Below are 16,016 nucleotides of genomic sequence, written 5' to 3' on the forward strand. Positions count from 1 at the left end.
CGGGCCACGCCCGGCGAGCGCAGCGGCAACGGAATCAGCCGCGTGCGGCCCACCACACCCGCAACAGGGTGCGCAGCGGGGTGGCCTCGATCGGCTTGCCGGCCGCCTGGGCCGTCAGGCGTGCACGGGCCAGGCTGGACCACACGCGGCGCGGGCGCGGGCCTGGCACGCGCGTGCCCCACCCCTTCAACAGGTGCTGCGCCCAGCGCTGCGCGGCGGAGCGGGTGTCCTCGTCCAGCAGGCTGCGCGGCACGCCGGCCACGCCTGCGTCCTGCAGGCGCTGGGCCAGCGTCTGCAACTGCACGGCCCGGCCCGCACCGGTCCGCGGCCTGTCATCGAACAACACCACTTCCACGGCCGCGACTGCTTCAGCGTAGCGGGCCAGCGCGGCTTCGGCACTGGCCGCATCCGGCGCGACGGTGCGTGCCTCCACCAGATCCGGCAGCGTTTCCGCCAACCGCGCCCACGGCGCACGCACCGGTTCCAGCACACGACCCAACGGATGGCGCGAACGCTGTCCTTCCCAGCTGCGCAGCTCCTCGCCCCACCATGCCAGCTTGGCATCGGCCGGCAACGGATCGCCGCTGGTATTGAGCATGTCGTCGAATTCCTGCAGCAGCGCGAACCACGCTACGGCCAACTCACGGTGCGATTCGGCCACGAACGGCGCGGCCACCGACCATTCCGGCCAACGGCTGCGCCATTTGTCGAGGAAGCTTTCCAGCGCGGTGCTGCTCACTACGATCGTCCTTACGGGTGGGCCGGGCGTGCCGGCCGGGTTGGCCACAGGCTGGCCAGTTGCAGAAGTGCGGCGTTCTCGACCAGTACATCGGCCTGCCAGGCCAACGGGTCGTCGCTGTGCAGGCGGTAGCCCCACAGCGCTGCCACCGATGGCATGGCCGCGGCGCGCGCCGCGATGATGTCGCGCTCGTCGTCGCCGACATACACGCAGTCGCTTGCCGCGACACCGATCGCCTGCGCAGCGTGCAGCAGAGGCAGCGGGTGCGGCTTGCGCTCGGCCAGGCTGTCGCCGCCGACCAGCACGGCGCAGCGCTGCTGCCAACCGTGCTGCGGCAGGATCAACCGCGCCAGGTACTCGGGCTTGTTGGTGACGATGCCCCATACCGTTCCAGCAGCATCGAGCGCGGCGAGCATGCCGGCGACGCCATCGAACAGCACCGCGTGCTGGCCGATCAACGCTTCATAGCGCTGCAGGAACTCCGGGATCAGCGCGTCGCGCGCATGCGCATCCAGGTCCGGGAAGGCCGCCGCGATCATCGCCCGCGCGCCCTTGGACACCACCGGGCGCAGCTGCGCCGGATCGATCGGCGCGCGTCCACGTTCGGCCAGCATGGCGTCGCAGGTGGCAACGAAGTCCGGCGCACTGTCCAGCAGGGTGCCGTCCAGGTCGAACAGCACCGCGCGCGGGAAGTGCGTGGCGGTCATGCCGGCTTGACCGCGTAGGCCAGGTAGTTGATGTCGGTGCGGGTGCTGAGGCGGGCACGGTTGCGCCACGGCTCGTATGCCATGCCGCTGACATCAGCCAGCTGCAGATCAGCCTCGCGCAACCAGCGTGCCAGTTCGGCCGGCCTGATGAATTCCTGGTAGTGGTGGGTGCCCTTCGGCAACAGGCGCGCCACGTATTCGGCACCGACAATGGCCACCGCGAATGCGGCGGCCGTGCGGTTGATGGTCGACAGGAACAGGTGCCCCCCCGGCTTCAGCAGCCGCCTGCAGGCCTCGATGATCGCGCCGGGGTCCGGCACGTGCTCGAGCATCTCCATGCAGGTCACCACATCGAAGCTGCCCGGCTGTTCAGCGGCCAGGTCCTCGGCGGCCTGCACCCGGTAGTCGACCTTGGCACCACTTTCCAGTGCGTGCAGCCGCGCGACCTTGACCAGCTCCGGGGCCAGATCGATGGCGGTGACATCGGCGCCGGCCTGGGCCAGTGCTTCGCTCAGCAGGCCGCCACCGCAGCCGATGTCGAGCACGCGTGCGCCGCGCAGCGGCACGCGGTCGGCCACGTACTTCAGGCGCACCGGGTTCAGTGCATGCAGCGGCTTCTGCGGACCATCGGCGTCCCACCAGCGGTTGGCCAGTGCGGCGAACTTGTCCAGCTCGGCCTGATCGAAATTGGAGGAAGCATGGGGGGCAGTCATGGGGAATCCTTGCAGCGCCGGGGTTCAGGCGCGGATATGGCGGATGCGCTCGCGCCACTGGCGCGCGTTGGCGATGATGCCCGGCAGGTCCATGCCGACCAGCTCGCGCTGCACCAGCTTGGGCTTGCCGGCAATCCAGACGTCGCTCACCTGCTGCCGGCCGGTGGCGTACACCAGTTGCGAAAGCACGTTGTGCAGCGGCTGGGTTTCCAGCGCGGACAGGTCCACGCAGACCAGATCGGCCTGCTTGCCCACCTCGATCGAGCCGATCCGCTCGCCGAAGCCCAGCGCACGGGCACCACCGAGCGTGGAAGCGCGCAACGTGGTGGCCGCGTCCAGCGCAGTGGCGTCGTTGGCGACAGCCTTGGCCAGGATCGCCGCGGTGCGGTTCTCGCTGAACATGTCCAGGTCGTTGTTGCTGGCACAGCCATCGGTACCGATGGCCAGGTTCACGCCTGCGCGCTGCAGGGCGCAGGCGGGGCAGAAACCGGAGGCCAGTTTCAGGTTCGATTCCGGGCAGTGCACCACGCTGACGCCACGCTCGGCGCACAGGTGGATCTCCGCGTCGGTCAGCTGGGTCATGTGCACCGCGATCAACCGGTCATTGACCAGGCCGAGGCGATCGAGTCGCGCCAGCGGACGCTGGCCATGCAGCCTGATCGAGTCGCTGACTTCCTGCGCGGTCTCATGGGTATGCAGGTGCACCTGCATGTCGAGCTGGTCGGACAGCATCCGCACCCGCTCGAAATTGGCATCGCTGACCGTGTAAGGCGCATGTGGTGCGAACGCGACGCCGATCAGACTGTCGTTGCGCCACTGGTCGTGCAGTTCCCCGGCCTTGGCGAAGTACTCGTCGTCGCTCTTCGCCCAGGCGGTCGGGAAATCGATGATGACCGCCCCCACCAGCGCGCGGAAACCATGCTTCTTGTAGACCGCCGCCTGCACGTCGCCGAAGAAGTAGTTCTCGTTGGCGCAGGTGGTGCCGCCGCGCAGCATCTCGGCAATCGCCAGCGTGGTGCCGTCGGCGACGAACTCGGGGCCGATCACCGCCGCTTCCACCGGCCAGATGTGCTCCTGCAGCCAGGTCATCAGCGGCAGGTCATCCGCAACGCCGCGCAGCAGGGTCATCGGGTTGTGCGTGTGCGCGTTGACCAGGCCCGGCATCAGCGCGGCGTCCGGACGGCTGACCACCTGCGCGGCACGGAAGCGCGCCCGCGCTTCGGCACGCGGCAGCACGGCCACGATCTCGCCGCCACGCACGGCTACGGCATGGTCTTCCAGCACCACGGCATGCGGTTCGATCGGAACGACGTAGCCGGCTTCGATGAGCAGGTCGCAGGCTTCGGGGAGGTGCGGGCTGTCGCTCATGCAGGCTCACTTGGCTGGGGGGAGAACCTCACGGGAGGCGGTAGCGCCGGGCGATGCCCGGAAAGCCGGGCCTGGGCCCGGCTCACAGGTCATCCGGCTGCGCCGGATTACTTCACGCGCGAGGAGTACTCGCCCGAACGGGTGTCGACCCGGATGACTTCATCCTGGTTGACGAACAGCGGCACGCGGACCACGGCACCGGTTTCCAGCGTGGCCGGCTTGCCGCCACCGCCGGAGGTGTCACCGCGGACGCCCGGATCGGTTTCGGTGATCTTCAGCTCGACGAAGTTCGGCGGCTGCACGAAGATCGGCGCACCGTTGAACAGGGTCACGATGCAGGCTTCCTCGCCCTTCAGCCACTTTTCGGCGCCGCCCATGCCGGCCTTGTCGGCCTGGACCTGCTCGAAGGTCTCCGGATCCATGAAGTGCCAGTACTCGCCATCGCTGTACATGTAGTTCATGTCGGTGTCGACCACGTCGGCCACTTCCAGGTCGTCGGTCGCCTTCATGGTCAGTTCGACCACGCGGCCCGAACGGATGAAGCGGTACTTGACGCGGGTGAACGCCTGGCCCTTGCCCGGCTTGACGTATTCGGTATCGGTGATGACCGCCGGTTCATTGTTGACCAGGATCTTCATCCCGTTCTTGACGTCATTCATGCCCACAGTGGCCATGCTCAAGCTCCTCAAATGGCAAAACCGCCGCGGGTGCGGCGAGCCGGTAGAATGGAAAGCCCACCGGATGCCGGTGGGCGACTGTTTTTCTGCCCCCATGATAACCGCAGGCCCCCTCTCCATGCAGCTTTCCGCCTTTCCCCGCCCGTCGTCGCCGGGTGCACCCGCACGCTGGCAGGAACTCTGGCGCCAGGCGCTGCGCGACCCGCACGCACTGCTGGCGCGGCTGGAGCTGGACCCGGTCGCACTGGGCGTGTCCGAGGCGGCCATGGCCCAGTTCGCGCTGCGCGTACCGGAGGGGTTCGTGGCCCGCATGCGCAAGGGCGATGCGGCCGACCCGCTGCTGCGCCAGGTGCTGCCGGTCAATGACGAGATGCAGGTCGTTCCCGGGTTCAGCTTCGACGCGGTAGGCGATGGTGCGGCCAGGAAGGCGACCGGGGTCATCCAGAAGTACCGGGGCCGGGCGCTGCTGATCGCCACCGGCAGCTGTGCAATCAATTGCCGCTACTGTTTCCGCCGGCACTTCGACTACGCCGCTGAGAATGCCGCCAAGGGCGGCTGGTGGGAAGCGGTGGACGCCATCGCCGCCGATCCGGATATCGACGAAGTGATCCTGTCCGGGGGGGACCCGCTGTCGCTGGCCACCCACAAGCTGGTCGAACTGACCGACGCGCTGCGGCGGATTCCGCACATCCGTCGCCTGCGCATCCACACCCGGCTGCCGATCGTGCTGCCGGAACGGGTCGATGACGAGCTGCTGGCCTGGCTGGGCAGCCTGCCGTGGCCGCTGGCGATCGTGGTCCATGCCAACCATCGCAATGAGTTCGATGCCAGCGTGGACGCGGCAATGGCGCGCCTGCGTGGCACCGGCGCCCAGCTCCTGAACCAGGCAGTGCTGCTGCGTGGCGTCAACGACAGCGTGCAGGCGCTGCAGGAACTGAGCGAACGCAGCTTTGCCGCCGGCGTGCTGCCCTATTACCTGCACCAGCTGGACCGGGTCGAGGGCGTGGCCCACTTCGAGGTGGATGACACCCGCGCCAGGGAGCTGATCGCCGGCCTGACCGCGCGCCTGTCCGGCTACCTGGTTCCCAAGCTGGTGCGGGAACTCCCCGGCGACCCGAGCAAGCGCCCGCTGTAGCGATCCCGCCGGGGTCAGAGCCGTTTCCTGCAGAAAGGGATCTGACCCCTGAACCAGGATTCAGACGCCGGACTCGATCATCCGCACCACTTCGGTCGCGGTGACCGGGTGGCTCAGCCAGTAGCCCTGGCCAAGATCGCAGCCGCGCTGGGCCAGCAGCTCGAATTGCGCCTGCTGCTCGATGCCCTCGGCAACCACCGTGATGCCCAGCGCGTGGGCCATGGCGATGATCGCCGTGGTCAGCGCCAGGTCGTCCGGATCACGCTGCATGTCGGCAATGAAACTCTTGTCGATCTTCACGCCGTCCACGGGCACCTGGCGCAGGTGGCTCAAGCCCGAGAAGCCGGTGCCGAAGTCGTCCAGCCACACCTTGACGCCGGTGCGATGCAGCTTGTCCAGCAACTGCGCGGCCACCATCTCATCACCGATCACCGCGGTCTCGGTCAGTTCCAGATGCAGGCGCGAAGCCGGCAGCCCCGACTCATGCAGGCACTGTGCGACCAGTGACGGCAGCTCGCCGCCACGCAGCTGCCGGGGCGACACGTTCACCGACACGAACAGATCATCGCCGCCCGCACTGCGCGGCCACTGCGACGCTTCCATGCAGGCCGCGCGCAGCACCTTCGGCCCGATCACCTCGATCAGCCCGCTCTGCTCGGCCACTTCGATGAACACCGACGGCGGGATCGTGCCCAGAGTGGGGTGCTGCCAGCGCAGCAGTACCTCGACGCCGACCATCCGCCGGTCGCGGGTGCGGAAGATCGGCTGGTAGGCCAGGCGCAGCTCGCCGCGCTCCCAGGCGCCGCGCAGTTCCTGTTCCATGTGCACGCGGCGCTCGACCGCATGGTCCATCGCCCGGCTGTAATACCGGTAGCAATTCTTGCCGGCCATCTTCGCCTGGTACATGGCGATGTCGCCGTTCTTCAGCAGTGTGGTCGCGTCTGCGGCATCGTCCGGGAACAGGGTCACGCCGATGGAGGTGCCCAGGAACAGCTCCCTGCCCTGTACCACCAGCGGCTTGCCCAGTTCGCGCACCAGCACCTCGGCCAGCAGCCGCGCATTGGCAGCGACATCGCCGTCGCCGACCAGGATCACGAACTCGTCGCCGCCAAAACGGGCCAGCAGCGCCTCATCGCCCCCGGCCTCGGCGACGGCGCGGCCGATCCGCTGGGCAAACTGCAGCAGTGCTTCGTCGCCCGCTTCATGCCCGAGGGTATCGTTGACCCGCTTGAAATCGTCGATGTCCGCAAACAACAGGCCCAGCCGCTGCTTGGACGCACGCGCGGCCATCAGCCGGTGGTCCAGGGCTTCGCGGAACGCCAAGCGGTTGGTCAGGCCGGTCAGTGCGTCGGTGTAGGCCATGTGCCGCACCTCGCGGTCGTGGCGGGCGATGGCATCACGCATGCGGGCGAATCCCCGCACCAGCTCGCCGACCTCGTCGTCGCGGGTATTCTCCAGCAGCGGCGCCTGGTAGTCGCCGGCTTCGATGCGACGGGCCGCCACCGCCAGGTCGCGGATCGGCGCGACCAGGGTGCGCTGCACGTAGAAGATCACCGCCACGCCGATCACCACCAGCAGGCCGAGCATCAGCAGCAGCCAGCCCAGATGACGGCTGCCGACCTGCTGCAGGCGCTCGCCCAGCGTTGCGTTGGCGGCCTGCTCGCGCTGCTGCACTTCGTCCAGCGCCATGCCGACGCGGACGCCGCCGATGCGCTGGTTGCCGACCATGATCGGCATCGTGTTGTCGAGCACCTTTGGCGACTGCTGCACCACCAGCGTCCGCGCGGCGATCGCGCCCGGTGCAAGGGGGTCTCCCATCGGCTGACCGAAGGCGGCGACCTCCACCGAACCGTCGTGCACCAGCCGGCCACGTTCGTCGAACACCAGCACATAGCGCACCACGGGCTGCCGCGACGTGCTGCGCACCAGTGCGCCGACCTGGTCCAGATCGTGGTAGTACAGCGGGTTGGCCAGCGCATCGGAAAGCTCACGGGCAATCGCTTCGCCGCGGCTGCGCACGCTGCGGTCGAACAGTTCATGGATGACGCCGCCGCTGAGGTTGCGCACCTCGCTCTGCATCGCCGCCTGCCGCCCCAGCAGCACCGCCAGGATCGCCACCACCACAAGCATCGCCCCGCCCATCGCGAGCAGGAACCGCGCCTGCATTCCCGAGCCGAGCCACTTCATTCCACTTCCATCCGCACGCGCGTCAATCCTTGTTTCAATTCATCCAGCCGCTGCTGCGCATGCGCGTCGACGCGGTGGAAACCGGAAGTACCAAAAAAACGGTGCAGCGCTGCCTGTGCCTGCGGATCACTGGCCGCCTGCAGCAGGACCTCCTGCAGGCGATCACGGACGCGTGCATCCAGGTCGGCGCGCACCACCTCCACGGCGCGAGGATAGGGCTCCGTGCGCAACAGTTCGCGGAAGTCGCGCCGGAACGCCCGCGGCATGCGCCGCTCATCGTTCCAGTCCACGCTGCTCACCGCGCCCGCATCGGCCACGCCCTTGTGCACGTAGGTGGCGATGTTCAGCTCGCTACGGGCGAACACATAGCCGACGCTGTCCGTGCCCGGAGCGTCCCACGTACCCGCGAGGATCTGTGGGGACAACCCGTGGCCCAGCAACGTCATCACCGGCACCAGGTAGGCGCTGGTGGATGCGGTGTTCTGCAGCGCAAGGCGGTGGCCCCGCAGGTCCTCCAGCCGCTGGAACGGGCTGTCGCGGCGCACGAAGAATACGGTCTGGTACTCACGCACGCCATTGCGCTCGGTCAGCAGCAACGGCCGCGCACCGCTGCGCTGCCCCAACGCCACTGCGGTTCCGGCGGTTTCCGTGACCCAGTCGACCTGCCCCCGCCGCAGATAGCTGGCCATCTGCTGCGGATCACGCGCCATCAGTATCCTCCCCTCCTGGATGCCGACGTCGTGCATGCGTGCCACCACGTAGTCCAGCAGCGGCTGCAGCTGCTGGTAATGGGCCTTGGGATCGTCGCTGATCCGGCCCAGCACCAGCACCGGATCCGGCGCAGCGCGCACCGTTCCGGCCAGCAGGACCATGGCCAGGCTCAGCAGCGCCCCCTGCATTGCCGTTCGCAGACCCGACACCGGTTTCATCCCCCCCTGGGTATCCGGACAGACTACCCGAAAAAATGAGAACGTCGTCAGCCGTTGTGACTGCCCGGCTTGGCCAGACGAGCCATGCGCTGGGCATCGGCCAGGATGCCGCGCAGCAACCGCACTTCCTGCTCGCTCGGCTCGCTGCGCAGGAACAGGCGGCGCAGCTTGCGCATCGCCGACTCCGGCGCACGGCCCTTGTGGAAATCGATCTCGTCCAGGGTGTCGCCAAGCTGGGCGAAGAAGCTCTCCATCTGTTCGTGGCTGGCCACCTGCTCACGAAAGCCCGGTTCGGCGCCAACGGCAGGCTGGGCGCCGAGCAGCTGCATGCGCACCTCGTAGGCCAGCACCTGCACGGCGGCGGCGAGGTTGAGCGAACTGAACGCCGGATCGGACGGAATGTGCACCGCCGCGTGGCACAGCTGCAGCTCCTCGTTGGTCAGGCCGGTCCGTTCCCGGCCAAATACCAGCGCCACCTCGGCGCCGTCACCTGCCTTGGCGACCGCACGGGCCGCTGCGTCGGCGGGCAGGTACTCCTCCAGTTGGACCCGACGCGCGCGGGCCGTACACCCCAGCACCAGACGGCAGTCGGCGACGGCCTCGGCCAGGGTGGCCACCACGGGCGCATCGCCGAGCACGTCCTCGGCGCCGGCCGAGCGGCGGAATGCCTCCTCGTCCAGCGGTTTTTCCGGGGCCACCAGTACCAGGCGGGCCAGGCCCATGGTCTTCAGGGCGCGGGCGGCGGCGCCCATGTTGCCGGGATGCTGGGTTCCGACCAGGACGAATCGGAGGCGGGTGGCGGCGGGGAACTGGGACATGAACAGGGAAAAGGTCGAGCTGGACGATGACCAATGGTAAACTGTGCGGCCGGCCACTGCGCCGGACCCGCTCTTTTCCCCCGCCAGTCCTACCCTTCTGCCTTTCCGGGAGCCCACGCCATGCAGAAACCCGCCGTCACCGTCATGGTCAAGGCCGCCCGCCTCGCCGGCAACGTCCTGTTGCGCAACATCAACAAGCTCGAGGCACTGAACGTGGTGCAGAAGGGGCGGATGGACTACGCCAGCGAAGTCGATGCGGATGCGGAAAAGGTCATCGTCAAGGAGCTCAAGCGCGCATATCCCGAGTACGGCGTGTTTGGCGAGGAAGGCGGCGTGCAGGGCGAACATCGCCACATGTGGGTCATCGATCCGCTGGACGGCACCAGCAACTACCTGCGCGGCGTGCCCCACTACTGTGTATCGATCGCCCTGGTCGAGAACGGCGAGCCGACCGACGCGGTCATCTTCGATCCGCTGCGCAACGAGCTGTTCACCGCCAGCCGTGGCGCGGGCGCCGTGCTGAACGACCGTCGCATCCGCGTGGCGGATCGCAAGGACCTGGGCGGCACCATGATCCAGACCGGCTTCGCTCCGCGCGAGCGCGCCCGTGCCGGCGCCCAGTTGAAGGCGGTCGATGCCCTGCTGGTGCAGGCCGAGGACATCCGCCGTACCGGTTCCGCTGCGCTGGACCTGGCCTACGTCGCCTGCGGTCGCGCCGACGCCTACTTCGAGGCCGGGGTGAAGGCCTGGGACATCGCGGCCGGCGTGCTGCTGGTGCGCGAGGCCGGTGGCAAGGTGTGCGATTTCAAGGGAGCGCCGCTTGCACGCATGGACAACCGCGGTCCGGAAACCCAGCAGGTGGTGGCGGGCAACCTGAAGGTGGCCGAGTCGCTGCAGAAGGTGCTGGTCAACACGGGCTATGCAGCCGAGTTCGACGCGAAGTTCTGAGCTTCCCTGTAAAGCGGTTCATGGAGACGGCACCTGTGAAGGTGCCGTTTTCGTATCCGCAGTGATCGTGCTTGTCACTTTCTTTGCTCGTGCAAAGAAAGTAACCAAAGAAACACGCCGCCAGGACGCGAGCCGACGTGCTGTGCACGCCGGTTCCCTGCGCTCCTCGGTCCGTCGAGGGACGGTGCGGGAACTCGCTGCGCTCAGACACCCGCACCTCTTCGCCCTCGCCGGACCTGCGGTGCTCGGCTCGCTCAAGGCGGACCCAAGGTCAAGAACCACAGCTGCACGACGATGACGGGTAGCGCCGGGCCATGCCCGGCGAGCGAAGCGGCCGCTTCGCCTTCGACCTTGAAAGTGACACCCCTCCGCAGTCGCGGAAACGATCCTGCGGGCACGCGTCGATGCTGCCGACGCGCAAACAGAAACGCCCGGCACGGGGCCGGGCGTTCCTGTAGCAGTGCGTTGCAACCGGAGGCTTACACCACCGTCGAGGCCCGCAGCGCGGCGATGCGCTCTTCCAGCGGCGGATGGCTCATGAACAGCTTCTTCGCGGTCGAACCGGCGATGCCGAAGGCGGCGATCTGGGTCGGCAGCGTGCTCTGGCCGTGGTTGAGCTGCAGGCGCTCCAGCGCGGCGATCATCTTCTGGCGACCCGCCAGCGAGGCGCCACCGGCATCGGCGCGGAACTCACGATGGCGCGAGAACCACATCGAGATCATGGTCGCGAACAGGCCGAACACCATCTCCAGCACGAACACGATGATGTAGTAGGCGAACCCGCGGCCGCCGCCTTCGCGGTTGCCCGACAGCGCGCTGTCGATGACGCCGCCGACCACGCGCGCCAGCACGATCACGAAGGTGTTCAGCACACCCTGCAGCAGCGCCATGGTGATCATGTCACCATTCGCCACGTGGGCGATCTCGTGGCCCAGTACGGCTTCGGCCTCGTCTTCGCTCATGTTCTGCAGCAGACCGGTGGACACCGCCACCAGCGCGTTGTTGCGGTTGGCGCCGGTGGCGAACGCGTTGATCTCCGGGCCATCGTAGACCGCCACTTCGGGCATCCCGATGCCGGCCGCCTTGGCCTGGCGCTCGACGGTGGCCAGCAGCCAGCGCTCGGTCTGGTTGCGTGGCTCGGTGATCACCACCGCGCCGGTGGAGCGCTTGGCCATCCACTTGGACAACAGCAGCGAGATGAAGGAACCGCCGAAGCCGAAAATCGCAGCCATCACCAGCAGGCCGCTCATCTGGTTCGGATTGACCCCCAGCAGCGACATCACGATGCCGGCCAGGATCAGCACTGCAAAGTTGGTGGCTAGAAAGAGTGCGATGCGGGTAAACATGGGAAATTCCGGCTCGGAAGGGGTCGATATCCGCCAATTTGCGGTGCGGTCAGCTTGAATTCAAGCACCAACCTGACCGACGATTCAGCCAGCATGACCTCCCCCCTTTCCTGCGGCCGCTTCGCGCCCTCGCCTACCGGCCTGCTACACCCCGGCTCCCTGCTGGCTGCATTCGGCAGCTGGCTGCTCGCGCGCCATCACCATGGCCTGTGGCGGCTGCGCATCGAGGACATCGATCCCCCACGCACCGTGCCCGGGGCTGCGCACTCGCAGTTGCAGGCACTGGCGGCATTCGGCCTGGCCCACGATGGTCCGGTGCTGTGGCAGAGCGAACGTGGCGATGCTTACCAGCAGGCTCTGGACAGGCTGCTGGCCAGCGGGCTGGCCTTCATCTGCCACTGCAGCCGCAGCGAACTGGCAGCCCGGGGGGGCATCCACCATCGCTGCGTCGCGCGGCAGCCCCGACCGGACCCTGCCGTCCGCTTCCGCGTACCGGCCGGCAGCGTGGTGCAGTTCGACGATGGCCTGCGCGGCCGTCAGGTGCAGGACGTCCACGCCGAGGTGGGTGATTTCGTGCTGCGCCGCGCCGACGGGTGCTGGGCCTACCAGCTGGCGGTGGTGGTCGACGATGCCGCGCAGGGCGTCACCGACGTGGTGCGCGGCGCCGACCTGCTCGACTCCACCGCGCGGCAGATCCTGCTGCAGCAGGCACTCGGACTGGCAGTGCCGCGATACTGGCACCTGCCCCTGCTGCTGGACGCGCCCGGGCACAAGCTGTCCAAGTCGCTGGCCGCGCTGCCGGTCGACAGCGCCCGCCCGGTGCCGGTGCTGCGTCAGTTGTGGGGCCTGCTCGGCCAGTCGCCCGCCGCACTCGAGGGTCACGACGATCTGCACGACCTGCTCGCGGCGGCCCGGCAGGCATTCGATCCGGCCCGCCTGCCACGCACGGACATCCTGTTGCCGACGGGCGCACTTTCCGCGCCGATGTTGCAGAATCCCCCTTCCCCCACCTGAAACCCGGACTGCATTCCATGACATCTCGCGTCGCACTGGTCACCGGCGGAACCGGCGGCATCGGCACCGCCATCTGCCAACGCCTGGCCGACCAGGGCCACCGGGTCGCCACCAACTATCGTGATGAAGCCAAGGCCCGCGCCTGGCAACAGGCGATGACCGAACGCGGCTACAGCGTGTCCATCTTCGCCGGCGACGTGTCCGATCCGGACAGTGCCGAAGCGATGGTGCGCGCCGTCGAAAACGAACTGGGCCCGGTGGAGATCCTGGTCAACAACGCCGGCATCACCCGCGATACGACCTTCCACCGGATGCGTGCGGACCAGTGGCATGACGTGATCAACACCAACCTCAATTCGGTGTTCAACGTCACCCGCCCGGTCATCGAAGGCATGCGTCGCCGCGGCTGGGGCCGGGTCATCCAGATCAGCTCGATCAACGGTCTGAAGGGCCAGTACGGCCAGGCCAACTACGCCGCCGCCAAGGCCGGCATGCACGGCTTCACCATCTCACTGGCGCGCGAGAACGCGGGCTTCGGCATCACCGTCAATACCATTTCGCCGGGCTATGTCGCCACGGACATGGTCATGGCCGTGCCGGAGGAAGTGCGGGCCAAGATCATCGCCGACATTCCGACCGGGCGCCTGGGCAAGCCGGAGGAGATCGCCTACGGCGTGTCCTTCCTGGTGGCCGAGGAGGCCTCATGGATCACCGGCAGCAACCTGGACATCAACGGCGGCCACCACATGGGCTGGTGAGCCGCGCGGGGGGCGGCCGGTCACGTGCCGGACCGCACCTGCCTGCGGTCATGCTGCGCAGCACGCAAACCCTTGTTGCGCAACATGATCCGCCGTGAAAGCCAAGCCTGGCGGGGGTTGGGGCGGTTGCAACGGCTGCTGCACTGCGCCATGCTGCGCGTCTACTGTGACGAGTGACCGCTTCATGGCTGCGACCCGCATCATCAAGAAGTATCCGAACCGCCGTCTCTACGACACCGAGATTTCCAGCTACATCACCATCGAGGACGTCCGCCAGCTGATACTGGACGGTGAAGACTTCGAGGTCCGCGACGCCAAGAGCGGCGACGACCTTACCCGTTCGGTCCTGCTGCAGATCATCGCCGACCAGGAGCAGGACGGCGAGCCGATGCTCTCCACCCAGTTGCTGAGCCAGCTGATCCGCTTCTACGGCGACTCCCTGCAGGGATTCATGGGCAACTACCTGGAACGCAGCATGCAGGTGTTCCTGGACCAGCAGCAGCAGTTCCGCCAGCAGATGGGCAACCTGCTGGGCCAGACGCCGTGGGCGATGATGAACCAGCTGACCGAACGCAACCTGGAGCTGTGGCAGGAATTCCAGCGCAGCATGGGCACCGGCTTCGGCGGCCCCCGCCCCGGCGGAACCGGCACGGGAACCGGAACCGGCAGCAAGCCGAACGAACCGGGCACCGGCACCGGCGGCAAGACCCGCCGCTGAGCTACGACAGGGACTGACATGAAAACGGCGCGCCACTGGCGCGCCGTTTTCGTCTGCGGGTCATCCGCAGGCAGACGTCAGCGCTTCGCCTTGCACGCCGTGCAGACGCGCTCGACCTTGTAGCCCTTCGCCCTGAGCTTCTCGACCACGCCATCGCTGCCGAGCAGATGCAGCGTGCCAACCACCACCAGCGTGCCACCCTGCCCCGCCTGCAGATAGGGCACCAGCTTCGGCACCCAGGCATCATTGCGGCCGGTATTGATGCGCTGATACAGCTGCGGATACTGCTGGCGCATCTCGGCAGCCATTTTCGTCCACAGCAGGCGCTCGTCACCGCGGCGCCATGCGTCGTGCAGCATGCGCGCCTGTTCATCACCCTTGTCGGCCTGATCGAGGGCTTCGGACAGCATCTGCCGCTGCTCCTGCACCGACATCCCATCAAGCATGCCGATCTGCGTATCGATGTCCTCCAGACCACCGGTGCTGCGCCCGGTCGCCTGTGCGCGCTCCATGAAGTGACGGTCCAGACCGAGGGCCGGGTCCAGGCCCATCTTCTGCATCTGCCCCACTGAAATGCTCAGGCCGACAAACCAGGGTTTCATGCCCTGCATCTGCGCCAGCGGCAGCTTGTTCACGGCGGCGAAGGCCTGCAGCTTCTGCCAGGTCGCTGCATCGAGATCACGCTTCAGTTCGCTGCCGTCGGTGCGCACGGCGGCCTGCACCATGCGGCTGGCCAGCTGCGGCGACTGCATGTCTTCCGGCGAGAGTTCGAACAACACGCGCTGCGAGGCCCCGAAGGCCTGCTCCACGTCGGCCGACAGCGGATAGTCCTGCGGCTTCAACAGATGGAACGAGCCCAGCAGAGACAGCCGTGAATCGCCGGGGCCGGTGACCTTCCACAGCAGCGGTACCGGCGGCTTGACCGACGCACCTTCAGCGGCCGGGGCATTGCGCGCCTGCGCCAGTGGCGCCACCGCGCAGGCCAGCAGCAACAGGGCGGCGTGTAACAGGTGTCTGATCATCATGTCAGCCTTCTCCTTCAGGCAGGTGGTAGGCCTTTTCACCCGCGTCCACGCGAAGGTCCAGCCGGTTCTCCGGCGGCGCCAACGGGCAGGTCGCGTAGGGCGTGAACGCGCAGGGCGGGTTGTAGGCGTGGTTGAAATCGATGAGCACGCGGCCATCGGTGCCGGGGGCGCCGGTATCCAGATAGCGGCCAGCGGGATAGCTGCCGCGACCGCTGGTGCGGTCCGCGAAAATCAGGAACAGGGGCTCGCCGGGGGCACCGATCGCCTCCAGCCGCCAGGTCCGGCCATCACGCTCGAACTCGACGGCACCGGCATTGGGCATGTCGGTGGTCAGTCCGGTGATGTCGACGATCGGCAAGGTCTTGCCCGGTGCGTGCGCAACGAAGCGCGCCTGCACCTGCCAGTCGGGACCTCCCGGCCAGTACTGCAGGCCGACGAAATCCCGGCGTGCAGGCGCATCGGCATGCTTGACCCTCAGCGCATCGCGCGGACCACGCCGGATCAGGCTGAGCTGGCCCTTGCCACCGTCGAAGGCAAGCAGGGTGGGCTGCGGATCCTTGTCGGTATCCATGCGGATGCGCCCCCTCACCGGCTGGCCATTGTGAGTGAGCTCCGCCCCGGCTTCCGGCGTGAACCACCATTGCCGGCCCTCGCGCCGCAGCAGGCCGAGCTTGTCCGGCCCCACTGCCAGGCGGACGCCATTGGTGGCACCGCTGCCAACGAAGTGCGAGCTGTTCTGCAGCCAGTGCAGCCCGACCAGCGCTGTCCAGCCATCAGGCCGCGTCAGATCCTGATAACGCGCCACGCGCCATTGCTGCTGCGCTGCGGCGTATGCCGGGTCTTCCACCACCGCAGGCGCCGGCGGCGGCGCCGGACTGCAGGCTGCCAGCAACAAGACAGCCAGCAGGCCGCCCATTCCCCGATACGCCATCGA

16 protein-coding genes are annotated in these 16,016 nt (G+C 67.7%); 5 read left to right on the forward strand and 11 right to left on the reverse strand.

Annotation, left to right across the window (positions count from 1 at the left end):
• Positions 1-34: 34 nt before the first annotated feature.
• The 5 genes from N7367_RS09120 to efp all read right to left on the reverse strand — a co-directional run bounded on the left by N7367_RS09120 (position 35) and on the right by efp (position 4,201).
• Positions 35-739: a squalene/phytoene synthase family protein gene (locus N7367_RS09120; protein WP_111186434.1), complete on the reverse strand. Its 705-nt coding sequence runs from the start codon at positions 737-739 to the stop codon at positions 35-37.
• Between the two features lie 11 nt (positions 740-750).
• Entirely contained in the window at positions 751-1,446 is a 696-nt protein-coding gene (locus N7367_RS09125) for a phosphoglycolate phosphatase (RefSeq protein ID WP_279942230.1), read from the reverse strand.
• On the reverse strand, positions 1,443-2,159 hold the full coding sequence (ubiG, locus tag N7367_RS09130) for a bifunctional 2-polyprenyl-6-hydroxyphenol methylase/3-demethylubiquinol 3-O-methyltransferase UbiG (RefSeq protein WP_065175506.1): 717 nt from the start codon (positions 2,157-2,159) through the stop codon (positions 1,443-1,445). The genes N7367_RS09125 and ubiG overlap by 4 nt, the downstream gene beginning before the upstream one ends.
• Before the next feature lie 24 nt (positions 2,160-2,183).
• Entirely contained in the window at positions 2,184-3,527 is a 1,344-nt protein-coding gene (locus N7367_RS09135; protein WP_053520086.1) for a TRZ/ATZ family hydrolase, read from the reverse strand.
• Between the two features lie 107 nt (positions 3,528-3,634).
• Positions 3,635-4,201 carry an elongation factor P gene (gene efp / locus N7367_RS09140; RefSeq protein WP_053520087.1) on the reverse strand — a complete coding sequence of 189 codons (567 nt, stop codon included), beginning with the start codon at positions 4,199-4,201 and terminating at the stop codon, positions 3,635-3,637.
• 121 nt (positions 4,202-4,322) lie between these two features.
• Between efp and epmB the strand changes: the two genes are divergently transcribed.
• On the forward strand, positions 4,323-5,339 hold the full coding sequence (gene epmB, locus N7367_RS09145) for an EF-P beta-lysylation protein EpmB (protein ID WP_279942231.1): 1,017 nt from the start codon (positions 4,323-4,325) through the stop codon (positions 5,337-5,339).
• A gap of 60 nt (positions 5,340-5,399) precedes the next feature.
• On the opposite strand, the gene N7367_RS09150 is transcribed toward epmB, so the two are convergent.
• The 3 genes from N7367_RS09150 to N7367_RS09160 are packed head-to-tail and all read right to left on the reverse strand — an operon-like array spanning position 5,400 to position 9,273.
• Positions 5,400-7,526, reverse strand: coding sequence for an EAL domain-containing protein (locus N7367_RS09150; protein WP_053520089.1), 2,127 nt, complete (start codon positions 7,524-7,526; stop codon positions 5,400-5,402).
• Entirely contained in the window at positions 7,523-8,455 is a 933-nt protein-coding gene (locus N7367_RS09155) for a phosphate/phosphite/phosphonate ABC transporter substrate-binding protein (RefSeq protein ID WP_164150581.1), read from the reverse strand. The genes N7367_RS09150 and N7367_RS09155 overlap by 4 nt, the downstream gene beginning before the upstream one ends.
• Positions 8,456-8,502: 47 nt before the next feature.
• On the reverse strand, positions 8,503-9,273 hold the full coding sequence (locus N7367_RS09160; protein WP_279942232.1) for an RNA methyltransferase: 771 nt from the start codon (positions 9,271-9,273) through the stop codon (positions 8,503-8,505).
• A gap of 120 nt (positions 9,274-9,393) precedes the next feature.
• Between N7367_RS09160 and N7367_RS09165 the strand changes: the two genes are divergently transcribed.
• The gene (locus N7367_RS09165; protein WP_053520092.1) at positions 9,394-10,221 is read left to right on the forward strand and encodes an inositol monophosphatase family protein; all 828 of its coding nucleotides are present in this window, start codon (positions 9,394-9,396) and stop codon (positions 10,219-10,221) included.
• 479 nt (positions 10,222-10,700) lie between these two features.
• Here the strand turns inward: N7367_RS09165 and htpX are convergent, their stop codons facing one another.
• Positions 10,701-11,567, reverse strand: a complete 867-nt coding sequence (gene htpX, locus N7367_RS09170) for a protease HtpX (RefSeq protein ID WP_053520093.1) — start codon at positions 11,565-11,567, stop codon at positions 10,701-10,703.
• A 93-nt stretch (positions 11,568-11,660) separates the two neighbouring features.
• Between htpX and gluQRS the strand changes: the two genes are divergently transcribed.
• From gluQRS to phaR, 3 genes are all read left to right on the forward strand, one after another.
• Positions 11,661-12,581, forward strand: a complete 921-nt coding sequence (gene gluQRS, locus N7367_RS09175; protein ID WP_279942233.1) for a tRNA glutamyl-Q(34) synthetase GluQRS — start codon at positions 11,661-11,663, stop codon at positions 12,579-12,581.
• Between the two features lie 17 nt (positions 12,582-12,598).
• Positions 12,599-13,339 carry an acetoacetyl-CoA reductase gene (gene phbB / locus N7367_RS09180; protein WP_065175510.1) on the forward strand — a complete coding sequence of 247 codons (741 nt, stop codon included), beginning with the start codon at positions 12,599-12,601 and terminating at the stop codon, positions 13,337-13,339.
• Between the two features lie 184 nt (positions 13,340-13,523).
• Positions 13,524-14,057, forward strand: a complete 534-nt coding sequence (gene phaR / locus N7367_RS09185; RefSeq protein ID WP_053520096.1) for a polyhydroxyalkanoate synthesis repressor PhaR — start codon at positions 13,524-13,526, stop codon at positions 14,055-14,057.
• A gap of 77 nt (positions 14,058-14,134) precedes the next feature.
• Here the strand turns inward: phaR and N7367_RS09190 are convergent, their stop codons facing one another.
• Complete coding sequence (locus tag N7367_RS09190) at positions 14,135-15,082, reverse strand: TraB/GumN family protein (protein ID WP_279942234.1); 948 nt, start codon at positions 15,080-15,082, stop codon at positions 14,135-14,137.
• 1 nt (position 15,083) lies between these two features.
• Positions 15,084-16,013, reverse strand: coding sequence for a DUF1684 domain-containing protein (locus N7367_RS09195; protein ID WP_279942235.1), 930 nt, complete (start codon positions 16,011-16,013; stop codon positions 15,084-15,086).
• Between the last annotated feature and the right edge of the window lie 3 nt (positions 16,014-16,016).

Source organism: Stenotrophomonas sp. GD04145 (assembly GCF_029835135.1).
GTDB lineage: Bacteria > Pseudomonadota > Gammaproteobacteria > Xanthomonadales > Xanthomonadaceae > Stenotrophomonas > Stenotrophomonas maltophilia_P.

Bases quoted from the DNA above. Each gene is read 5' to 3' on its own strand.
- N7367_RS09125 (WP_279942230.1), bottom strand. From the start codon at position 1,446: ATGACCGCCACGCACTTCCCGCGCGCGGTGCTGTTCGACCTGGACGGC.
- ubiG (WP_065175506.1), bottom strand. From the start codon at position 2,159: ATGACTGCCCCCCATGCTTCCTCCAATTTCGATCAGGCCGAGCTGGAC.
- N7367_RS09135 (WP_053520086.1), bottom strand. From the start codon at position 3,527: ATGAGCGACAGCCCGCACCTCCCCGAAGCCTGCGACCTGCTCATCGAA.
- efp (WP_053520087.1), bottom strand. From the start codon at position 4,201: ATGGCCACTGTGGGCATGAATGACGTCAAGAACGGGATGAAGATCCTG.
- epmB (WP_279942231.1), top strand. From the start codon at position 4,323: ATGCAGCTTTCCGCCTTTCCCCGCCCGTCGTCGCCGGGTGCACCCGCA.
- N7367_RS09150 (WP_053520089.1), bottom strand. From the start codon at position 7,526: ATGAAGTGGCTCGGCTCGGGAATGCAGGCGCGGTTCCTGCTCGCGATG.
- N7367_RS09155 (WP_164150581.1), bottom strand. From the start codon at position 8,455: ATGAAACCGGTGTCGGGTCTGCGAACGGCAATGCAGGGGGCGCTGCTG.
- N7367_RS09160 (WP_279942232.1), bottom strand. From the start codon at position 9,273: ATGTCCCAGTTCCCCGCCGCCACCCGCCTCCGATTCGTCCTGGTCGGA.
- N7367_RS09165 (WP_053520092.1), top strand. From the start codon at position 9,394: ATGCAGAAACCCGCCGTCACCGTCATGGTCAAGGCCGCCCGCCTCGCC.
- htpX (WP_053520093.1), bottom strand. From the start codon at position 11,567: ATGTTTACCCGCATCGCACTCTTTCTAGCCACCAACTTTGCAGTGCTG.
- gluQRS (WP_279942233.1), top strand. From the start codon at position 11,661: ATGACCTCCCCCCTTTCCTGCGGCCGCTTCGCGCCCTCGCCTACCGGC.
- phbB (WP_065175510.1), top strand. From the start codon at position 12,599: ATGACATCTCGCGTCGCACTGGTCACCGGCGGAACCGGCGGCATCGGC.
- phaR (WP_053520096.1), top strand. From the start codon at position 13,524: ATGGCTGCGACCCGCATCATCAAGAAGTATCCGAACCGCCGTCTCTAC.
- N7367_RS09190 (WP_279942234.1), bottom strand. From the start codon at position 15,082: ATGATGATCAGACACCTGTTACACGCCGCCCTGTTGCTGCTGGCCTGC.
- N7367_RS09195 (WP_279942235.1), bottom strand. From the start codon at position 16,013: ATGGCGTATCGGGGAATGGGCGGCCTGCTGGCTGTCTTGTTGCTGGCA.